The sequence below is a fragment of the Streptomyces sp. CA189 genome (assembly GCF_056428985.1).
Genome location: NZ_JBWJVM010000001.1, coordinates 94,863 through 114,702 on the forward strand (window position 1 = coordinate 94,863; position 19,840 = coordinate 114,702).

16 protein-coding genes are annotated in these 19,840 nt (G+C 72.7%); 4 read left to right on the forward strand and 12 right to left on the reverse strand.

Annotated features, from left to right (window positions below):
• Positions 1–30 precede the first annotated feature (30 nt).
• From AC061S_RS00425 to bldG, 3 genes are all read right to left on the reverse strand, one after another.
• Positions 31–2,448: a sodium-translocating pyrophosphatase gene (locus tag AC061S_RS00425; protein WP_478683757.1), complete on the reverse strand. Its 2,418-nt coding sequence runs from the start codon at positions 2,446–2,448 to the stop codon at positions 31–33.
• A gap of 633 nt (positions 2,449–3,081) precedes the next feature.
• Positions 3,082–3,522 carry an ATP-binding protein gene (locus AC061S_RS00430; RefSeq protein WP_478683758.1) on the reverse strand — a complete coding sequence of 147 codons (441 nt, stop codon included), beginning with the start codon at positions 3,520–3,522 and terminating at the stop codon, positions 3,082–3,084.
• A gap of 101 nt (positions 3,523–3,623) precedes the next feature.
• Positions 3,624–3,965 (reverse strand): anti-sigma factor antagonist BldG, encoded by a 342-nt coding sequence (gene bldG, locus AC061S_RS00435; protein WP_243339893.1) that lies wholly within the window; start codon positions 3,963–3,965, stop codon positions 3,624–3,626.
• A gap of 81 nt (positions 3,966–4,046) precedes the next feature.
• On the opposite strand from bldG, the gene AC061S_RS00440 reads away from it, so the two are divergent.
• Positions 4,047–6,683 (forward strand): DEAD/DEAH box helicase, encoded by a 2,637-nt coding sequence (locus AC061S_RS00440; RefSeq protein WP_478683759.1) that lies wholly within the window; start codon positions 4,047–4,049, stop codon positions 6,681–6,683.
• Positions 6,684–6,817: 134 nt separating this feature from the next.
• Here the strand turns inward: AC061S_RS00440 and AC061S_RS00445 are convergent, their stop codons facing one another.
• The 7 genes from AC061S_RS00445 to ssd all read right to left on the reverse strand — a co-directional run bounded on the left by AC061S_RS00445 (position 6,818) and on the right by ssd (position 11,845).
• Positions 6,818–7,180, reverse strand: a complete 363-nt coding sequence (locus AC061S_RS00445; protein ID WP_478683760.1) for an Rv3654c family TadE-like protein — start codon at positions 7,178–7,180, stop codon at positions 6,818–6,820.
• Positions 7,177–7,530 (reverse strand): TadE family type IV pilus minor pilin, encoded by a 354-nt coding sequence (locus AC061S_RS00450; RefSeq protein ID WP_478683761.1) that lies wholly within the window; start codon positions 7,528–7,530, stop codon positions 7,177–7,179. The genes AC061S_RS00445 and AC061S_RS00450 overlap by 4 nt, the downstream gene beginning before the upstream one ends.
• Positions 7,517–7,741: a DUF4244 domain-containing protein gene (locus tag AC061S_RS00455; protein WP_478683762.1), complete on the reverse strand. Its 225-nt coding sequence runs from the start codon at positions 7,739–7,741 to the stop codon at positions 7,517–7,519. Before AC061S_RS00455 ends, AC061S_RS00450 begins: the two co-directional genes overlap by 14 nt.
• Positions 7,742–7,864: 123 nt before the next feature.
• Complete coding sequence (locus AC061S_RS00460) at positions 7,865–8,641, reverse strand: type II secretion system F family protein (protein ID WP_478683763.1); 777 nt, start codon at positions 8,639–8,641, stop codon at positions 7,865–7,867.
• On the reverse strand, positions 8,641–9,525 hold the full coding sequence (locus AC061S_RS00465; RefSeq protein WP_478683764.1) for a type II secretion system F family protein: 885 nt from the start codon (positions 9,523–9,525) through the stop codon (positions 8,641–8,643). The genes AC061S_RS00460 and AC061S_RS00465 overlap by 1 nt, the downstream gene beginning before the upstream one ends.
• Positions 9,522–10,670: a TadA family conjugal transfer-associated ATPase gene (locus AC061S_RS00470; protein ID WP_478683765.1), complete on the reverse strand. Its 1,149-nt coding sequence runs from the start codon at positions 10,668–10,670 to the stop codon at positions 9,522–9,524. The genes AC061S_RS00465 and AC061S_RS00470 overlap by 4 nt, the downstream gene beginning before the upstream one ends.
• Complete coding sequence (gene ssd, locus AC061S_RS00475; RefSeq protein ID WP_478684077.1) at positions 10,667–11,845, reverse strand: septum site-determining protein Ssd; 1,179 nt, start codon at positions 11,843–11,845, stop codon at positions 10,667–10,669. Before ssd ends, AC061S_RS00470 begins: the two co-directional genes overlap by 4 nt.
• Positions 11,846–12,355: 510 nt before the next feature.
• Here ssd and AC061S_RS00480 point away from each other — a divergent pair.
• Positions 12,356–13,225, forward strand: a complete 870-nt coding sequence (locus tag AC061S_RS00480; protein WP_250745380.1) for an HAD family hydrolase — start codon at positions 12,356–12,358, stop codon at positions 13,223–13,225.
• Between the two features lie 369 nt (positions 13,226–13,594).
• On the opposite strand, the gene AC061S_RS00485 is transcribed toward AC061S_RS00480, so the two are convergent.
• Positions 13,595–14,473, reverse strand: a complete 879-nt coding sequence (locus tag AC061S_RS00485) for a Fic family protein (protein WP_478683766.1) — start codon at positions 14,471–14,473, stop codon at positions 13,595–13,597.
• Between the two features lie 109 nt (positions 14,474–14,582).
• Here AC061S_RS00485 and AC061S_RS00490 point away from each other — a divergent pair, with 109 nt between their 5' ends.
• Complete coding sequence (locus tag AC061S_RS00490; RefSeq protein WP_478683767.1) at positions 14,583–15,593, forward strand: ATP-binding protein; 1,011 nt, start codon at positions 14,583–14,585, stop codon at positions 15,591–15,593.
• Here the strand turns inward: AC061S_RS00490 and AC061S_RS00495 are convergent.
• Positions 15,547–16,896 carry a polysaccharide deacetylase family protein gene (locus AC061S_RS00495; protein WP_478683768.1) on the reverse strand — a complete coding sequence of 450 codons (1,350 nt, stop codon included), beginning with the start codon at positions 16,894–16,896 and terminating at the stop codon, positions 15,547–15,549. The genes AC061S_RS00490 and AC061S_RS00495 overlap by 47 nt on opposite strands.
• A 235-nt stretch (positions 16,897–17,131) precedes the next feature.
• On the opposite strand from AC061S_RS00495, the gene AC061S_RS00500 reads away from it, so the two are divergent.
• On the forward strand, positions 17,132–19,567 hold the full coding sequence (locus tag AC061S_RS00500; protein ID WP_478683769.1) for a bifunctional SulP family inorganic anion transporter/carbonic anhydrase: 2,436 nt from the start codon (positions 17,132–17,134) through the stop codon (positions 19,565–19,567).
• Positions 19,568–19,840 lie beyond the last annotated feature (273 nt).

The following is a 19,840-nucleotide window of genomic DNA, read 5'->3' on the forward strand; positions in this document are numbered from 1 at the left end:
CGGGGCCGGTTCAGGCCCGCGACGGCCGTCTCAGGAAGAGACCGCCGCGGCCGGGTCGCCCTGCTGGCCCACCCGCTCGGCGGGCGCGCCCTCGCCCGCCCCGTCGTCGCCCACGGCGATGCCGCGGCGCTTGGAGATGTACACCGCGCCGACGATGACGCCGATCGAGAGGACCGCCACGATCGCCCGCACGGTCGGGCTGGCGTCGTCGCCGTAGCTGAACTGCACGATCGCGGGGGCGATCAGCAGCGCCACCAGGTTCATGACCTTGAGCAGCGGGTTGATGGCGGGACCGGCGGTGTCCTTGAACGGGTCGCCGACGGTGTCGCCGATGACGACGGCCTCGTGGGCCGCGCTGCCCTTGCCGCCGTGGTGCCCGTCCTCGACGAGCTTCTTCGCGTTGTCCCACGCGCCACCGGAGTTGGCGAGGAAGACCGCCATCAGGGTGCCGGTGCCGATCGCGCCGGCGAGGAAGGAACCGAGGGCTCCGACGCCGAGCGTGAACCCGACGGCGATCGGGGTGAGGACCGCGAGCAGCCCGGGCGTGGCGAGTTCGCGCAGCGCGTCCTTGGTGCAGATGTCCACGACGCGCCCGTACTCGGGCTTCTCGGTGTAGTCCATGATCCCGGGGTGCTCCCGGAACTGCCGGCGCACCTCGTAGACCACCGCGCCCGCCGAGCGGGACACGGCGTTGATGGCGAGGCCGGAGAACAGGAACACGACGGCCGCGCCCAGGATCAGCCCGACCAGGTTGTTGGGCTGCGCGATGTCCAGGCTGAGGTTCATCTCCCCCGCGGTCTTGGCTCCGACCTCCCTGACCGCGTTCGCGATGGCGTCGTTGTACGAGCCGAAGAGCGCGGCCGCGGCGAGCACGGCCGTGGCGATGGCGATGCCCTTGGTGATGGCCTTGGTGGTGTTGCCCACCGCGTCCAGGTCGGTCAGCACCTGCGCGCCGGCGCCCTCGACGTCCCCGGACATCTCCGCGATGCCCTGGGCGTTGTCGGAGACCGGGCCGAAGGTGTCCATGGCGACGATGACGCCGACCGTGGTGAGCAGGCCGGTGCCGGCCAGTGCCACGGCGAAGAGCGCCAGCATGATCGAGGTGCCGCCGAGCAGGAACGCCCCGTAGACGCCGAGGCCGATGAGCAGCGCCGTGTAGACGGCGGACTCCAGGCCGACCGAGATGCCGGCGAGCACGACCGTCGCGGCGCCCGTCAGGGAGGACTTGCCGATGTCCCGGACGGGACGGCGGTTGGTCTCGGTGAAGTAGCCGGTGAGCTGCTGGATCAGGGCCGCGAGCACGATGCCGATGGCGACGGCGACCAGCGCCAGGATCCGCGGGTCGCCGGAGTGCCCGGAGATCGCCGCGTCGTCGACTCCGACGAGCTCCTTGTAGGTGCCCGGCAGGTACGCGTAGACGGCGATCGCGACGAGGACCAGCGAGATGGCCGCGGAGATGAAGAAGCCGCGGTTGATGGCGGTCATTCCGCTGCGGTCGGTACGCCGCGGGGATACCGCGAAGATGCCGATCATGGCGGTGACGACCCCGATGGCGGGGACGATCAGCGGGAAGGCCAGGCCCAGGTCGCCGAAGGCGGCCTTGCCGAGGATCAGGGCCGCCACGAGGGTGACGGCGTACGACTCGAAGAGGTCGGCGGCCATTCCCGCGCAGTCTCCGACGTTGTCGCCCACATTGTCGGCGATGGTCGCGGCATTGCGCGGGTCGTCCTCCGGAATGCCCTGCTCGACCTTGCCGACCAGGTCGGCGCCGACGTCGGCGGCCTTGGTGAAGATGCCGCCTCCGACACGCATGAACATCGCGATGAGCGCGGCGCCGAGGCCGAAGCCCTCCAGGACCTTGGGCGCGTCGGCGGCGTAGACGAGCACGACGCAGGAGGCGCCGAGCAGGCCGAGGCCGACGGTGAACATGCCCACCACGCCGCCGGTGCGGAACGCGATCCGCATGGCCTTGTGGGAGACCTCGGTCAGGTCCTTGGCGGGCTCGCCCTCGGCGGGGGTGGCCTCGCGCGCGGCGGCGGCGACGCGGACGTTGGCCCGGACCGCGAGGCGCATGCCGATGTAGCCGGTGGCGGCCGAGAAGATGGCGCCGACGAGGAAGAAGGCGGAACGTCCCGCCCGCTGCGTCCAGTCGTCGGCGGGGAGCAGGAACAGCAGGAAGAACACGACCACGGCGAAGACGCCGAGCGTGCGGAGCTGCCGGCCGAGATAGGCGTTGGCGCCTTCCTGGACGGCGGCGGCGATCTCCTTCATCTTGTCGGTTCCCTCGTCGGCGGCGAGGACCTGGCGGACCAGGATCTGCGCGACGACGAGCGCGGCGATGGCAACGGCCGCAATGACGATCACGATGAGTCGATTGTCATCCGTGAGTACTGCGGATGCCAGGTCAGTGGTGCGACCGGGCGCGATAGGGGTGAAGAGCCCCGTCATTCGTCCTCCTTGACGTGATGAGCTCAAGATGTGGACGGATTGTAGGGAGCGCGACCCGATCAAAACAGTGCGCAGGAAACGGAATTGGCCCGCACTTGCTCCTCACCAATAGATCCGGTCACTCCATTACCCTCGAAAGTGGTAACGGGGCAAAAGCATTGACGCCTGATCACCGCTCCGGAAAACCACCGGAGAACGATCACGAATTGGATCTACGGGCATGCGAAAGGCCCTGCTCGGCAGGGCCTTGAATAAGATCAGAAGATACGTCGGCACGCGCGGCGGAACATCACCGGTGCCCACGCCCTCGGCGCTTCGACGCCTTATCGGCACCCGCCCGGCCCCCCGTCGCCGGCCGGCCCGACTCCGAGAACCGACCGCGACGGTTCCCGGGCGGGGCAAGAAACCGGCCGGGAACCACGAAACCCCCGGGGCGGGACGAGAACCCGCCGGGCAGCACGAGAACCCGCCAGGCGGCGCGAGGGCCCTCCGACGGGCAGCACGAGAGCCCTCCGACGGGCAGCACGAAACCCGCCGGGCGGCACGAGAGCCACCCAGCGGGCACGAAGCAGCTGGGCGACCCGGCCACGGCCGGCCACCCGGCCGAAGCCGGCTCCGGCCTGCTGCGACCGGCTACGGCAGTTCGGAGGTCCCCGAGACGGGCCAGCTCATCCGGATGGTCCCGCCGGTCTCCCCGCTGATGACGTCGACGTCGTCGACCAGGCCGCTGATCACGGCAAGGCCCATCTCGTCTTCGCCGTCGACGTCGGGGTCCAGGACGGCGTCGATTCCGGGCACGGCGGCAGCCGAACCGCCGGCCGGTCCGGGTACTTCGTCGCTGACCGCGATGGAGAACACCTTCTCCTCCTCGGTCAGCACCACCCGGACGGGCGCGGTCAGCCCGTTGGTGCGATGCAGTCCGACGGCACGCGAACAGGCCTCGCCCACGGCGAGGCGGACCTCGTCGAGGACGGCTTCCTCCACACCCGCCCGGCGCGCCACGGCGGCCGCGACCAGGCGGGCCGTCCGGACGTGTTCGGGCTGGGCGCTGAAGCGCAGTTCAACGGTGGCCATGCGCGTCCCCCTCGGACTACGGGCGTGCCTTACAGGGGCCCGGACCGCTTGTGGCCCGGTACCCCCCGCTCCATCATCGGCCGTTTCGCCGCCGAGCGCCGTCAGTCGGTGGCGTTGACGGCGTCTTCCACCGAGTTGTGGATCGGAAACACCTTGGTCAGACCGGTGATTCGGAAGATCTTCAGGATGCGCTCCTGGTTGCAGACCAGACGCAGCGAGCCCTCGTGCGCGCGGACGCGCTTGAGGCCTCCCACGAGCACACCAAGCCCGGTGGAGTCGAGGAAGTCCACTCGCTCCATGTCGACAACCAGGTGGTAGCTGCCGTCGTTCACCAACTCGACCAACTGCTCGCGCAGCTTGGGCGCGGTATACACATCAATCTCGCCACCGACCTCCACGACCGTACGGTCGCCGACAGTGCGAGTCGACAGGGACAGGTCCACGGATCCTCCAGCACCTTGCTATCGAGCGGCGCCCCCAAGGGGCCTCCCCACCCGAAGGTAGGCGAGGGATTGGCTGCCGCGATGGCATTCAATCACTTACCGGCAGGCGCGCACGACGCCTTCGGACCATTGTCCCGCACGCCGGTGACACACTCGGTTCCAATGGCCAACACTCACCGTCCCGGTCCGCCCACGGCACCCGAGGACGTCAGACCCACCCCCGGCACGGTCCTGGACCGGCTGTCACGGGGGCCTTCCCGGGCTGCGCGCATCACCCATACGGAGCACTTGCCCCCTCGAGAGGGTCGTCATGCGGTCTGGCCCGATCGCATCCGAACTGATGTCGTAGCCGCGATTCAGGCTGCCGGGATCGACCATCCGTGGGAACACCAGGCCTCGGCCGCCGAGCACGCCCTCGACGGGGAGTCCGTCGTCGTCGCCACGGGCACCGCCTCGGGCAAGTCGCTGGCCTACCTGGCGCCCGTGCTCTCGGCCCTCGCCGACGGGGCGGAGGCGCCCAACGGCCGGGGCGCGACCGCCCTGTACCTGGCCCCGACCAAGGCCCTGGCCGCCGACCAGCGCCGCGCCGTACGGGAGCTGGCCGGCCCCCTCGGCAACGCCGTCCGCCCCGCCGTCTACGACGGGGACACCCCGTTCGAGGAACGCGAGTGGGTGCGCCAGTACGCCAACTACGTCCTCACCAACCCCGACATGCTGCACCGGGGGATCCTCCCGGCCCACCCGCGCTGGGCCTCCTTCCTGCGGGCCCTGCGCTACGTCGTCATCGACGAGTGCCACACCTACCGGGGCGTCTTCGGCTCCCACGTCGCCCAGGTCCTGCGGCGGCTGCGCCGTCTGTGCGCCCGCTACGGCTCCGATCCCGTCTTCCTGCTGGCCTCCGCCACCGCGAGCGACCCGGCGACCGCGGCGTCCCGGCTGACCGGGCTGCCGGTGGTGGAGGTCTCCGACGACGCCTCCCCGCGCGGCGAGGTCGTCTTCGCCCTGTGGGAGCCGCCCCTGACCGACCTCAAGGGCGAGCGGGGCGCACCTGTACGCCGTACGGCCACCGCCGAGACCGCCGACCTCCTCACCGACCTGGTCGTGCAGGGCGTCCGTACGGTCGCCTTCGTCCGCTCCCGGCGCGGCGCCGAGCTGATCGCGGTGATCGCCCAGGAGCGGCTCGCCGCCGTGGACCGCTCGCTGCCCCGGCGGGTCGCGGCCTACCGCGGCGGCTACCTGCCCGAGGAGCGCCGGGCCCTGGAGCGGGCCCTGCACTCCGGGGACCTGCTCGGGCTGGCCGCTACGACCGCCCTGGAGCTGGGTGTGGACGTCTCCGGCCTCGACGCCGTCCTGATCACCGGCTACCCGGGCACCCGCGCCTCCCTGTGGCAGCAGGCGGGCCGGGCCGGACGCGCGGGCCAGGGCGCGCTGGCCATCCTGGTCGCCCGCGACGACCCGCTGGACACCTACCTGGTCCACCACCCCGAGGCCCTCTTCCAGCAGCCCGTGGAGGCCACGGTCCTGGACCCCGACAACCCGTACGTCCTGGCCCCGCACCTGTGCGCGGCGGCGGCCGAGCTGCCGCTCACGGAGCCCGACCTCGACCTGTTCGGCCCGGCGGCACGCGACCTCCTCCCCCAGCTCGAAGCCGCGAAACTGCTGCGCCGCCGGGCCACGGCCTGGCACTGGACCCGCCGGGAACGGGCCTCGGACCTCACCGACATCCGGGGCGGCGGCGGACGCCCGGTCCAGATCGTCGAGGCCGGCACGGGCCGGCTGCTGGGCACGGTCGACGAGGAGGCCTCCCACACCGCCGTCCACGACGGGGCGGTCCACCTCCACCAGGGCCGCACCTACCTCGTGAAGCACCTGGACCTGGAGGACTCCGTCGCGCTGGTCGAGGAGGCCGACCCGCCGTTCTCCACCACGGCCCGCGACACGACCGCCATCTCCGTCCTGGAGACCGAGACGGAGATCGCCTGGGGTCGGGGCAGGCTCTGCTTCGGCTCCGTGGAGGTCACCAACCAGGTCGTCTCCTACCTGCGCCGCAAACTGATCACCGGCGAGGTGCTCGGCGAGGCCAAACTGGACCTCCCGCCCCGCACCCTGCGCACCCGGGCCGTGTGGTGGACGGTCACCGAGGACCAGCTCGACGAGGCCCGGATCAACCCGGAGATCCTCGGCGGCGCCCTGCACGCCGCCGAGCACGCCTCCATCGGACTGCTCCCGCTCTTCGCCACCTGCGACCGCTGGGACATCGGCGGGGTCTCCGTCCCGCTGCATCCCGACACCCTCCTCCCGACGGTCTTCGTCTACGACGGCCACCCGGGCGGTGCCGGCTTCGCCGAGCGCGCCTTCCACACGGCCCGCGCCTGGCTGACGGCGACCCGTGACGCGATCGCCGCCTGCGAGTGCGAGGCCGGCTGCCCGTCCTGCATCCAGTCCCCCAAGTGCGGCAACGGCAACGACCCCCTGCACAAGCGCGGCGCCGTCCGCCTGCTCACCCACCTCCTCTCGGAATCCCCGGCCCCAGCCCCCCAGCCCGCCGGCGACCCCCTGAGCCCCTCCGAGCCACCGGGCCGAACCGGGCCGAACACCCGGGCCGAACACCCGGGCCGGAGCCGCCGGGGCAGGGCCGCCGGGCCGGACCCCAGGCTTCGTGGACTTGCCGGCGATTGGCTGGATATCGCCCCTGGTGCCGCTCTGACACGGCCCTGACGGCGGCAACCGGCCCGGACCACGACTCGTACCCCGGTCCCCGGCGCCCGCCGGACGGGCCGCCCTGGCCCCCGCGGCATCGGGCCTGTCGGACCCGGCCCCCTGGAGGCCCCCTCACCGGGGCTCACCGGGGCTCACCGGGGCTCACCGGGCAGCGGCGGGCCCGCGCGGGAGCGCAGCTCCGGTCCGAAGGGGCCCGTCGGGGCGCGGGCGGTGACCTCCGCGACCTCGCCGGTCACCACGCACTCGGTGACCCGCGCGCCCTGCGCCACCGCCACCCGTACCGCCGTGGCGCAGGCGGCCTCGGGGCCGTGGGCCCAGCTCACCGCCGCCGCGAGGGCGGCCAGGTCGGCCGCCGCGGCCGCCCGGTGCCGGGAGACCACCGCCTGCCCGAGCAGGAGCACCCCGCCGAACACCGCCACCAGCACGGTCGCCACCACGACCCCCCACACCGTGGCAGAGCCCCGGTCCCGCGCGTCCGCACGTGCCCCGGTCACGGCGGCGGTCCCACGGTGTCCTCGGCCAGGGCGGCCGCCAGGGCGGTGAGGCGCACCGGCAGTGCGGCCGGGCCCGGGGCGGGGGCGGAGACGCGGACCCGCCACAGGTCACCCGTCCGCGAGAGCTCCACCCGCGCCCCGGGCGGGGCCGCGGCCAGGGCCGCCGCCACCGCCGCGCCCGCCGGCTCCGACCGGGCCGCCGCCCGGGCACCGGCCCGAGCGGCGTCCACACACCGGATCTGCGCGGCGGCCGCCATCAGCGCCCACACCAGCAGGGCCGCGAACAGCACCAGCGCCGGAATCACCAGGGCCGCCTCCGCCGTCACATATCCGCGGTCAGAACGGCGCATCGAGTGCCTTCCCGATGGTCGACTGAAGTGCCGTCGAGACCAGTTCACTCGTCACCACCTTGTACAGAACAGCCGCGAACGCACACGCCGCGATCGTGCCCATGGCGTATTCGGACGTGGACATTCCCGCGTCGCCCCCGCGGCCCCTCACTCCCGCCCGTCCCGTCAGTGCCACCAGCACCGTCCGCACGCGAAACCAGATGATCGACATGACAACCTCCCGTTGATTCGGCTTTTTGACGTGATCTCAGACGGTCATTTCAAGTGGCCCATTCGCCCGGCCATTCGGGTGATCCATGAGGTGCCCTCTTTGGATCGCCCTTCTCGTGGCCCTTCAGGTGCCGGAGAGGAGACCGGAGGCCATTCCGATCACCACCGGCGCCACTCCCAGCGCGAGGAAAGCGGGGAGGAAACACAGGCCCACCGGCGCGGTGACGAGGACCGCCGCCCGCTGTGCCCGGGCCCCCGCCCGGCGCGCGCGGTCCGCCCGGAGCGTCGACGCGAGCCGGGAGACCGGTTCCGCGGCGGGCGCCCCCGTGCGCGCGGAGCGCTCCAGGCACTCGGCCAGGGCCCGCGCTCCCGGTATCTCCGCCAACCTCCCCCACGCGGCTCCCGGTTCACCGCCGAGCCGCAGCTCCGCCCCGGCCATCGCCAGCCGTTCGCCCACCGGGCCGCCCAGCGACTCGCCCACCGCCTCGGCGGCGTCCACCGGTCCGGCCCCGGCCGCCAGGCATGCGGCCAACAGGTCGGCGGCGAAGGGAAGCTGGCGCTCCGCCTCCGCGAGGTCCACCCCCGCGGCCGGCCGTCGCCGCGCGAGCCACCTGCGGAGCGCGAAGCCCGCCGCGCAGCCGGCCGCCGTTCCCGCGAGCCCGCCGATCAGCGCCCAGGCCGCCACCAGGGCTCCGGCCGGCCCGGCCCAGGCCGCGACCGCCGCCCGCAGCCGGGGCCCGGGCAGCGGTCGCCTGCGCGCCGCCTCCACCGCGAGCAGCCGGGCGAGCCGTCGCCGGGCCGCCCGCTCCCGGATGCGCGCCGCCACCGCCGATGCCGCCCACAGCGCCACCGCCCCGAGGCACAGGGCCATCCCCAGCCTGTGGATCGCGAAGCCGTCCATCACCGCTCCCCGACCCGTACGATCCGCCGGCACCACAGCAGCCCCAGCGTCTCCAGCACCGCGCCCGCCAGCAGGCAGCCCCACCCCACCGGCGTGTGCAGGAGCACCCGCAGCGGATCGGCCCCGAGCCCGGTACCGATCAGCAGACCGACTCCCGGGAGGAGGGCCAGCACCGCCGTCGTCGACCTCGCACCCGTGAGCTGGGCGCGCAGTGACTCCTCCCGGTCCCGCTCGGCCCGCAGGGCCCCCTCCAGCCGGTCCAGTCCGGCGGCCAGCCCGGCGCCGCCGTCCACCGAGACCCGCCAGCAGGCAGCCATCGCCGCCAGCCCCTCCGCGCCGGGCTCCCGCGACGCCTGCCGCAGGGCTGCGGCCACGTCCCCGCCGAAGGCCGCGGCCGCCAGGACCCCGGCCTCCGCGGCGCCCGGCCCGCCGGGGCCCGACACCGTCCGGCGCATCGCCTCGGTCAGCGCCCGGCCGGGCTGCGCACCGGCGCGCAGCTCGCCCACCACCGCTCCGCACAGGGCCACCACTTCGGCGGCCCGCGCCGTCCGGGACCGGGCCCGCTCCCTGGCCCGCAGCCACCGGCGCACCAGCGGCACCGCCGCCGCCCCCGCGAGCAGCGGGATCACCGACCCGCCCAGCAGCGCGAGCGCCAGCCCGGCCCCGAGGCAGGCCCACTCCCGGCTGCGCCCGGCCCGTACCCGCACTCCGGCCGCCAGCCGCTCCCAGAGCGCCGGCCCGGCCGGTACCGGCGGCCCCGCCCCGGTCAGCACCGCCCTGGCCCGCCGGGACACCCGGTCGGCCCCGGCCAGCGCCCAGGCGGCCGCCCCGGCGCACAGCACCCCCGCGAACACCGGCAGCGGCACCACCGCCCCGGCGCTCACCGGGCACCTGCGAGCAGCGGGCGCAGCCGCTCCCAGCCCCGGTCCCGTACGAACCCCCGGGCGCCCCAGCGCAGCGCCGGAACGGTGACCACGAGTCCGGCGGGATCCCGCTCCAGGACGTGCACCTCGGCGACCCGGCGCCGGCCGGCCCGGTCCCGTACGAGGTGAACCACCAGGGTCAGGGCCGCCGCCAACTGGCTGTGCAGGGCGGCCCGGTCGAGCCCGGCGGCCGTCCCGAGGGCCTCCAGCCGGGCCGGCACATGGGCGGCGGCATTCGCGTGGACCGTGCCACAGCCGCCTTCGTGGCCCGTATTGAGGGCGGCCAGCAAGTCCGCCACCTCGGCGCCCCGGACCTCGCCGACGACGAGGCGGTCCGGCCTCATCCGCAGCGCCTGGCGGACCAGGTCGGCGAGGGTGACCTGGCCGGCGCCCTCCTGGTTGGCCGGCCGGGTCTCCAGCCGGACCACGTGCGGATGGTCGGGCCGCAGCTCGGCCGAGTCCTCGGCGAGCACGATCCGCTCCCCGGGGCCGACCAGTCCCAGCAGGGCGCTGAGCAGGGTGGTCTTGCCGGTGCCCGTCCCGCCCGAGACCAGGAAGGACAGCCGGGCCCGCACCATGTCCCGCAGCAGCCGCTGCCCGCCGGGCGGCAGCGTCCCCGCGGCCACCAGCTCCTCCAGAGTGAAGGCGCGCGGCCGCACCACCCGCAGGGACAGGCACGCCGATCCGACGGCCACCGGAGGCAGTACGGCGTGCAACCGGGTGCCGTCGGGCATCCGGGCGTCCACCCAGGGCCGGGCGTCGTCGAGCCGGCGCCCGGCGACGGCCGCGAGCCGCTGGGCCAGCCTGCGCACGGCGGCGGCGTCGGCGAAGGTCACCCCGGTCAGCTCCAGCCCGCCGCCGCGGTCCACCCACACCCGGTCGGGGGCCGCCACCAGGACGTCGGTGACCTCGGGGTCGGCGAGCAGTGCCTCCAGCGGCCCCGCGCCGACCAGTTCGGACCTCAGTTCGACGGCGACCCCGAGCACCTCCGCGTCACCCAGCAGCCGGCCCTGGGCCCGCAGGGCCGCCGCCACCCGCGCCGGGGTGGGCTCCGCCCCGCTCTCGGCGAGCCGCTGGCGCACCGCGTCGAGGAGTACGGCGCTCATGCCGCCACCCCCTGGCCGGAGCCGAGCGCGCGCTGCCAGAAGCCGTCGCAGAAGCGGGCGAGGGCGCCCCTGCCGTGCGCTCCCGGGGGCTCGCCCTCGGCCACCCGGCCCGGGAGTCCCACCTCGACCGGCACTTCGCCGGCCAGCGGCACCCCCAGCAGCCCGGCGACGGCTTCCGCGTCGAGCCCGCCGGGCGCAGGGCCCCGTACGACCACGCGGACGTCGCGGGCCACCATCCGGACTCCGGCGGCCACCCGGCCGGCCGCGGCCACCGCCCGCAGCTCGCCCCGCACCACCATCAGCACCAGGTCCAGCTGCGCGAGCACTTCGGCCACGGCTTCGTCGACCCGGCGCGGCAGGTCGACCACGACGACCCCGCCACGGCGCCGCGCGGCGGCCACCACCGAGCGCATCGCGGCGGGCGGCACCACCACCCGGTCCCCGCGGTCCCAGCTGAGCACCCGCAGGGCATGCAGCTCGGGCAGGGATTCCGCCAGGGCTCCGGCGCCGACCCGGCCGCGCGAGGCGGCGAAATCGGGCCAGCGCAGCCCTTCGGCGGCTTCGCCTCCGAGGAGGACGTCCACACCGCCGCCGAGGGGGTCTCCGTCGATGAGGATGGTCCGCTCCCCGGCCTTGGCGGCCCGCAGGGCCAGAGCGCAGGCGAGGGTGGAGGCCCCGGCTCCGCCGCTGCCCCCGATCACCCCGACCGTGAGGGCGGGGCGCCCGGCCCCCTCCACCACATCGGCGATCCGGTCGACGAGCCGGCTCTCGGCGTCGGGGAGGGTCAGCACCTCCTCGGCGCCGATCTCCAGCGCCCGCTGCCATACGTGGGGGTCGTCCAGGTCCCGGCCCACGAGGAAGACCCCGTCCCGCCGGGGTGCCCCGCGCACCCGCCGGGCGGCGTCGTCGCCGACGAGGACGAGCGGTGCCGATTCCCAGCCGACCCCCGCGACCCCCGTGACGCCCGCGACACCCGCGGCACCCCCGCCGCCCCCGCCACGCCCGTCGCCACTCTCACGATCGGCTCCGCTTTGCTCGGGCACCGCGTGGTGCACATGCGGCTCGGCCCCTGCGGCGGCGCACAGCCGCAGCAGGTCGTCGAGCAGCAGGGGGTCCTCGGTGATGATCAGCGGCCGCCCGCCGGCGGCCGCAGGCCCGCCGACACCGGGATTCAGCCCGCCCCCGCCCGCCACCGCGAGATCCCGGACTTCACACGACTTCGATCCAGCCACGATCTCCGCCTCCTTCTCACCGCAAATCCAGCGCCGCGGACTTCGCGGCCGGAATCACCGTGACGGGATCGGAGAAAAGAAGTGGATCTTGCTCTAAAACCGTGGACATCCGCCCCATTGTGAATAACCCGCTCACCCCAACAGGTGAGTTCCGGAGCGCGCCGGAACGACTACGCACCGTGACGAGTTCGAGGGGGTGAGGGCCTTCGACGCGCAGGCCCCTCGAAGACGAGGAGGCCCGAGGAATGATCACTTGGGGTCGAAAGCAGGGACGCGAACCGCGTCCGGACATGCGACGACCCCCGCCGGGGGGGAGAGCGGGGGTCGTCCCCACGGTCCGACTCGGGGGGGGGAGGAGCCAGACCGGGTTAGCACGGTCGCGAACGATCCGTGACTTCCATGGTGTACCCGAGAGGCTTCTCAGGCAAACCCACGCGCCGCACTTTACGCCGAATGGTGGGCGCATATGCTCGGGTCGTGGAAAATCAGCCCTTGCCGCACTCCTTGCCTCGCACCGCAGCCTTCTTCGACCTGGACAAGACGGTCATTGCGAAGTCGAGCACTCTGACGTTCAGCAAGTCCTTCTACCAGGGCGGCCTGATCAACCGAAGGGCCGTGCTGCGCACCGCCTACACGCAGTTCATCTATCTGGCCGGCGGCGCCGACCACGATCAGATGGAGCGGATGCGGGAGTACCTGTCCGCCCTCTGCAAGGGGTGGAACGTGCAGCAGGTCCGGGAGATCGTCGCCGAGACCCTGCACGACCTCATCGACCCCCTGATCTACGACGAGGCCGCCTCCCTCATCGAGGCCCACCACACCGCGGGCCGCGACGTGGTGATCGTGTCCACCTCCGGAGCCGAGGTCGTCGAGCCCATCGGCGAGATGCTGGGCGCCGACCGCGTCGTCGCCACCCGGATGGTCGTGGGCGAGGACGGCTGCTTCACCGGCGAGATCGAGTACTACGCCTACGGCCCCACCAAGGCGGAGGCCGTACGGGAACTCGCGGAGTCCGAGGGGTACGACCTCTCCCGCTGCTACGCGTACAGCGACTCCGCCACCGACATCCCGATGCTGGAGGCGGTCGGACACCCGCACGCGGTCAACCCCGACCGGGCACTGCGACGGGAGGCGGTGGCGCGCGAGTGGCCGGTACTGGTGTTCAACCGGCCGGTACGGCTGAAGCAGCGGCTGCCCGGGCTGTCGATGCCCGCACGGCCGGCCCTGGTCGCCGCCGCCGCGGTGGGCGCGGCCGCGGCCACCGCCGGGCTGGTCTGGTACGCGAGCCGGCGGCGCGCACTGGCGGCCGCCGCACCCCGCTGACCTGCACGTACACCGGATGTCCGGTACATCCCGAATCGCACCGGAAAGCAAAGAAATGCGGCCAGGGGTTTCGCTCCACTCCGAAGCGGAGTACAAAGGAGTCAAGGCCCGCGAGACCAAAGAACATCCGAGAGGATCATCTTTAAAACGCAGTATGGCCCACGGACCGAAGCATGAACGCCGAGCACCCACGCGACGTCGACCCGTCGATTACGGGCCAGCCGCACCAGGTGACGGGCAAAGCTCCCGACCTGATGGGCAATCATCGAGGACGCTTGGTAACTGGGCGTAAATGCCAGCGGCGACACCAGAGCAGTACGGTGTCGCCGCAACCCATGTCCGGACCCGTCCGGCCCCGCCAGGCCCCCGTCAGGCCGCGCCGCGCTGGAGCGCCTCGCAGACCGCCGTCGACTCCCGCACCCCGAGCTCGATCGCACGGCCGCAGTGCGCGATCCAGGCCGACATCCCCTCCGCGGTCCCGGAGACGTAGCCCTTGAAGGCCTCCACATAGGCCTCCCGGCCCTGTTCCGCGTGGCCGACCTCCGCCGGACAGATCGCCTTCGGGTCCAGGCCGCTGTTGATGAGCACGATCCGCTCCGCCGTCCGCGCCACCAGGCCGTTGTACGAGCCGAACGGACGCAGCGCGAGCAGTTCGCCGTGCACCACCGCGGCCGTGATCAGCGCCGGAGCGGAGCCGCCCGCGATGACCAGGCGGGAGAGCCCGTCCAGCCGGCCCGCCACCTCCTGCGCGTCGGGCAGGGGCAGGTCGATCAGCGGCTCGTCCACCGGCTCACCGGCCAGGCGGGGCCGGCCGACCACGTCGCCGTCGGCCGTGGAGCCCGAGGCCACCAGATGGAGCCGCGCCAGGACCCGTAGCGGCGACTGGCGCCAGATGCTCAGCAGCTGGCCCGCCTCCGCCGTCAGGCGCAGGGCGGCACCCACCGTGCGCGCCTCGGGTTCCGAGCCGAAGTCGCTCCGGCGGCGGACCTCCTCCAGCGCCCAGTCGGCCCCGGACAGCGCCGCGCTCCCGCGGGCCCCGCGCAGTGCGGCCTCCGAGGTGATCTCCCCGGCACGGCGGCGCATGACGCGGTGGCCGTAGACCCGGTCCACGGCCTTGCGTACGGAATCCACGGACTCGGCGACGCCCGGCAGACCGGCCAGCGGGGCGAGCGGGTCGGCGGCGCCCCCCGAAGAGGCGGAGGAGGTGGAGGAGGCGGAAGAGGCGGCGGAAGCAGAAGCGCTACTCATAAGTAAGGAGCCTACGCACTGCTCCCCCATAGCACCGACCCCTCCTTGGAGTGGTCTTCTTCACTCAGGCATGCAACACAAAGCCACCGACCCACTACCCTTCGTGAACATGAAGATCGCTTTCGTGGGGAAGGGCGGCAGCGGCAAGACCACGCTGTCCTCCCTTTTCATCCGCCACCTCGCATCGAACGAAGCCCGCGTCGTCGCGGTGGACGCCGACATCAACCAGCACCTGGGCACCGCGCTCGGACTCAGCGAGGACGACGCCTCCTCGCTGCCCGCGCTGGGCGCGCACCTGCCCCTCATCAAGGACTACCTGCGGGGCTCCAACCCCCGCATCGCCTCCGCCGACACGATGATCAAGACCACTCCGCCCGGCACCGGCTCCCGGCTGCTGCGGGTCGACGAGGACAACCCCGTCTACGACGCCTGCGCGCGCACCCTGACGCTCGACGGCGAGCCCGTGCGGCTGATGGCGACGGGGCCGTTCACCGAGTCCGACCTCGGCGTGGCCTGCTACCACTCCAAGGTCGGCGCGGTCGAGCTCTGCCTCAACCACCTCGCCGACGGCCCCGACGAGTACGTCGTCGTCGACATGACGGCCGGTTCGGACTCCTTCGCCTCCGGCATGTTCACCCGCTTCGACGTGACCTTCCTGGTCGCCGAACCGACCCGCAAGGGCGTCTCCGTCTACCGCCAGTACAAGGAGTACGCGCGGGACTTCGGGATCACCCTCAAGGTCGTCGGCAACAAGGTGCAGGGCCCGGAGGACATCGAGTTCCTCCAGGACGAGGCCGGTGAGGACCTCCTGGTCACCGTCGGGCAGTCGGACTGGGTGCGGGCGATGGAGAAGGGCCGCCCGGCCGCCTTCGAGCTGCTGGAGGCCACCAACCGGCTGGCCCTGCAGGCGCTGCAGGACGCCGCGGACGACTCCTACGCGCACCGCGACTGGGAGCGGTACACCGAGCAGATGGTCCACTTCCACCTGCGCAACGCGGAGAGCTGGGGCAACGCGAAGACCGGGGTCGACCTGGCGGAGCAGGTCGACCCCGGTTTCGTCCTACGGGAGCTGCTCACTCCTCGTTCTGACTCGCTTCAGCCGGCTCCGCAGCCGGCTTGACCCCGGCGGGGGCGGCCGGCTTGGCCGGCGGCCCCGCCGTCAGGAAGGTGTTCCAGCCCGCCTTCGGCGCCTCGCCGACGTCGAGGGTGCGCATCCACTCCACGACCTTCGGGTCCTGGGCGTCCAGCCAGTCCACCAGCTCACGGAAGGGCACGCAGCGGACCTCCTTCTGCGTGCACATGGTCTTGATGGAGTCCTCGACGGCACGCATGTAGGTGCCGCCGTTCCAGGATTCGAAGTGGTTGCCGATGATCAGCGGCGCGCGGTTGCCCTGGTAGGTCCGCTCGAAGGCCTTGACCAGGCCGTCGCGCATCTGCTCACCCCAGTACGCGTGCTGCGAGGGATCGCCCTGCGTGGTCGTACCGGACTGGTTGACCAGGTAGTTGTAGTCCATGCTGAGCGTTTCGAAGGCGCGGCCGGGCATGGGGACCAGCTGGAGCGGGATGTCCCAGAGGCCGTCCGTCTTCTTCGGCCAGATCTGCTTGCTGATGCCGCTGGAGTCGTAGCGGAAGCCGCCCATCTCCTTCGCCGCCAGCATGAAGTTCTTCTGGCCTTCGAGGCAGGGGGTGCGGGCCCCGATCATCTCCTTGTCGTAGTCGAACGGGAGCGCCTCCATGCCCTTGAGGGCCGGTGAGTTCGTCTTCCAGTTCTTGACGAAGGACTTCGCCTGGTTGATCTCGCTCTTCCACTCCTCCACGGACCAGGTCCCGACGCCGCCCTCGGGGCCGCAGAAGTGGCCGTTGAAGTGGGTGCCGATCTCGTTGCCCTCCAGCCAGGCCTCGCGTACCTGGAGAGCGGTGTCCTTGATGCCCTGGGGGTCGCCGAAGCCGATGTCGGAGCGGCCCGGGGAGTGCTGGGGCGCGGTGTAGAGGGAACGCTTCTCCTCCGGGAGCATGTACACGCCGCTGAGGAAGTACGTCATACGGGCGTTGTACTTCTTGCCCACCTCACGGAAATGCGAGAAGAGCTTCTGACTGTCTTCTCCCGCACCGTCCCACGAATAGACGACGAACTGCGGCGGCTTTTCGCCGGGCTTCAGCTTCTCCGCCTTCTGTACGTTCGGCTGCAGGCCCGTGTACGAGGTCGAGCCGTCCCCGATGAGCCGCTTGACGCTGCCGGGCGCCGGGCCCTCCGGCGCGGCCGCGCCCTTCTTGGCCGCCTGACCTCCGGGGGCCGGACGGCCGGCGGGCTCCGAGGTGCTGCACCCGGCCACGCCCAGGACCAACGCCGTGGCGACCAGACCGCCGCCGACCCTCAGCGTCGCGGCCCTTTTCGTGGCGCCCCTCTTCGTGGTGGCAGTCATCCGCCGCACCTCTTCCCTCGCAGTTCCGTCGCAGGACTTCCGCGCCGCAACGTCCCATGCGGTCCGTTTTAAGGAAGGTGTGACAAGCCGGATTAAATGCCTATTCACTCGTGCGCGCTAATTCCTAGGCCATTTGCCCGTATTACCTACCACCGGCCTTTACTCTCCATTACCGTTCGTTTACCGAGTGTTGAGAATCCCGCCGCTTCACCCCTCCCCCGAGGAGACGGGACTTATGACGAGCACCCCCACCACCACCTCCCCTCCACCCGTCGCGAGAGACCGCTCCGCCGGCCTCTCCGCCGACCTCTCCGCCTCCATCGCCGTCTTCCTGATCGCCCTGCCGCTCTCCCTCGGCATCGCCCTGGCCACCGGAGCGCCGCTCCAGGCAGGGCTCGTCGCCGCGGCGGTCGGCGGGATCGTGGCAGGACGCCTCGGCGGAGCACCCCTCCAGGTGAGCGGCCCCGCAGCCGGGCTCACCGTCGTCACCGCCGAGTTGATCCAGCACTACGGATGGCGCACCACCTGCGCCATCACGGTCCTCGCGGGCTGCTGCCAGCTCGGCCTCGCCGCGCTGCGGACCGCCCGGTCCGCGCTGATGGTCAGCCCGGCCATCGTCCACGGCATGCTCGCGGGCATCGGCGTGACGATCGCCCTGGCGCAGCTGCACATCGTGCTCGGCGGCACCCCGCAGAGCTCAGCCCTGGCCAATGTCCAGGGGCTGCCGGCCCAGTTGGCCGACCTGCACCCCGTCGCGCTCGGCATCAGCGTGCTCACGCTGGTCGTGCTGCTCGGCTGGCCCCGGCTGCCCGGCCGGGTCGGGCAGGCCCTGCGCAAGGTGCCGGCCGCACTCGCCGCCGTGGCCACCGCGACGGCCTTCGCGGCCCTCGCCGGGCTCTCCCTGCCCCGTGTGGACCTGCCGTCCTGGCGCAGCCACGCACTGCCCGAGCTGCCCGAGGGGCCGGTCCTCGGCATCATCGCCGCGGTGCTGACCATCACCCTGGTCGGCAGTGTGGAGTCGCTGCTCTCCGCGGTGGCCACCGACAAGCTGATCGCCGCCGAGCGGACCACGGGCAAGCGCCCCGCCCGGGCCGACCTCAACCGCGAACTGCGCGGCCAGGGCGCGGCGAACATCGTCTCGGGCGCGCTGGGCGGCCTGCCCATCACGGGTGTGGCGGTCCGCAGCGTGGCCAACGTCAAGTCCGGTGCGGTGAGCCGGCGGTCGTCCATGCTGCACGGCTTCTGGGTCCTGCTCGCCGCCGCACTGCTCGTGCCGGTCCTCGACCTGATCCCGCTCGCCGCGCTCGCCGCGCTGGTGATGGCGGTGGGCGTGCAGATGGTGAGCGCCACGCACCTGCGCACCGTCACCCGGCACCGCGAGTTCCTGGTCTACGCCACGACCATCGTGGCCGTGGTGCTCGGCGGAGTCCTGGAGGGCGTCGCCATCGGCATCGCGATGGCCGTCGCCCTGGCCCTGCACCGCCTGGCGCAGACCCGGATCACCGTCGAGCGGCTCGACAGCGGGGTCCACCGGGTGTGGGCGCGGGGGCAGTTGACCTTCCTCGCGGTACCGCGGCTGAGCCGGGTGCTGAACCAGATCCCGGGCAGCGGGCACGCCGTCATCGAACTGGACGGCTCCTTCATGGACCACGCCGCCTACGAGACCATCCAGGACTGGCGGGACTCCCATCTGGCGCACGGGGGCTCGCTGGAGGTCACCGGCCGGTCCGGGGCCAGGTTCTCCGGATCCGACCAGACTGAGCCGACGGAGCAGCCGGACCAGCCGGTGCGGGCCGAGTGGGCACAGCTCGCCGAGCGGGCGCATCGGGGTGCGCAGCGCGGGGACCACCAGTGCTGCCGGCCCTGGACGCCGTGGCAGAACCACTGCGACCACCGGGCCACGGTTTCCCGTACCGCCCCGGAGGACGCCGCGGGCGCGGCTTCGCCCTCCGTGCCCCCCGCGCCCGCCGCACCGGTGGCCGCGCGCGGACGCGGCGCCGGTCAACTGGCCAACGGGATCAGCGCCTTCCAGCGGGACACGGCTCCGCACGTCCGCGAGGAGCTGGCCCGGCTGGCCCGCGAGGGGCAGCGGCCCTCTCAGCTCTTCCTCACCTGCGCCGACTCCCGCCTGGTGACCAGCATGATCACGGCCAGCGGCCCCGGGGACCTGTTCACGGTGCGCAACGTCGGCAACCTGGTCCCGCTCCCGGGGGCCGAGTCCACGGACGATTCGGTCGCGGCGGCCATCGAGTACGCCGTGGACGTCCTGATGGTGGACAGCATCACGGTGTGCGGGCATTCGGGGTGCGGGGCCATGCAGGCGCTGCTCAGCTCCGCGCCCGGGGTGCCCATGACCCCGCTGCGGCGGTGGCTGCGGCACGGACTGCCGAGCCTGGAGCGGATGGCCAGCCGCCATCACGCCTGGGCGCGGATCTCCGGGAGGCTGCCGGCGGACGCCGTGGAGCAACTGTGCCTGACCAATGTGGTGCAGCAACTGGAGCACCTGAGGGTCCACGAATCGGTGGCCCGGCGGCTCGCCGAGGGCACCCTGGAGCTGCACGGGATGTACTTCCACGTCGGCGAGGCCCAGGCGTACCTGCTGTCCGAGGGCCAGGACTTCTTCGACTGCCGGGTCTTCGACACCGTCGGCGCGGGCGCGCTGCGCGGCTGAACGGGCAGCACCCCGTCCGAGCGGGAGCTTTGAACCGATACCCTCCCGTATCCGTGCCACTCAGTGGCCCTTTCCCGCACCCTGCGGTGGGAAAGGGCCACTCGTGCGTGAGCCTTGCCGGTAATAGGTCTACACCAATTACCGGCAACCTCTTGTCACCCGGGCCATTGACTGATGAGCTATGCCCGGGGACACAACCGGGGACACAACGGACACCCTGGGAAAGGGAGATGCGTCGTGAGCAATGAAAGCCTGGCCAATCTGCTCAGCTAG

Excerpts from the sequence above, each read along its gene's own strand:
- AC061S_RS00425 (WP_478683757.1), bottom strand. The coding sequence starts at position 2,448 with ATGACGGGGCTCTTCACCCCTATCGCGCCCGGTCGCACCACTGACCTG.
- AC061S_RS00430 (WP_478683758.1), bottom strand. The coding sequence starts at position 3,522 with ATGGCCACCGTTGAACTGCGCTTCAGCGCCCAGCCCGAACACGTCCGG.
- AC061S_RS00440 (WP_478683759.1), top strand. The coding sequence starts at position 4,047 with ATGGCATTCAATCACTTACCGGCAGGCGCGCACGACGCCTTCGGACCA.
- AC061S_RS00450 (WP_478683761.1), bottom strand. The coding sequence starts at position 7,530 with ATGCGCCGTTCTGACCGCGGATATGTGACGGCGGAGGCGGCCCTGGTG.
- AC061S_RS00455 (WP_478683762.1), bottom strand. The coding sequence starts at position 7,741 with ATGTCGATCATCTGGTTTCGCGTGCGGACGGTGCTGGTGGCACTGACG.
- AC061S_RS00460 (WP_478683763.1), bottom strand. The coding sequence starts at position 8,641 with ATGGACGGCTTCGCGATCCACAGGCTGGGGATGGCCCTGTGCCTCGGG.
- AC061S_RS00470 (WP_478683765.1), bottom strand. The coding sequence starts at position 10,670 with ATGAGCGCCGTACTCCTCGACGCGGTGCGCCAGCGGCTCGCCGAGAGC.
- AC061S_RS00480 (WP_250745380.1), top strand. The coding sequence starts at position 12,356 with ATGGTGGGCGCATATGCTCGGGTCGTGGAAAATCAGCCCTTGCCGCAC.
- AC061S_RS00485 (WP_478683766.1), bottom strand. The coding sequence starts at position 14,473 with ATGAGTAGCGCTTCTGCTTCCGCCGCCTCTTCCGCCTCCTCCACCTCC.
- AC061S_RS00490 (WP_478683767.1), top strand. The coding sequence starts at position 14,583 with ATGAAGATCGCTTTCGTGGGGAAGGGCGGCAGCGGCAAGACCACGCTG.
- AC061S_RS00495 (WP_478683768.1), bottom strand. The coding sequence starts at position 16,896 with ATGACTGCCACCACGAAGAGGGGCGCCACGAAAAGGGCCGCGACGCTG.
- AC061S_RS00500 (WP_478683769.1), top strand. The coding sequence starts at position 17,132 with ATGACGAGCACCCCCACCACCACCTCCCCTCCACCCGTCGCGAGAGAC.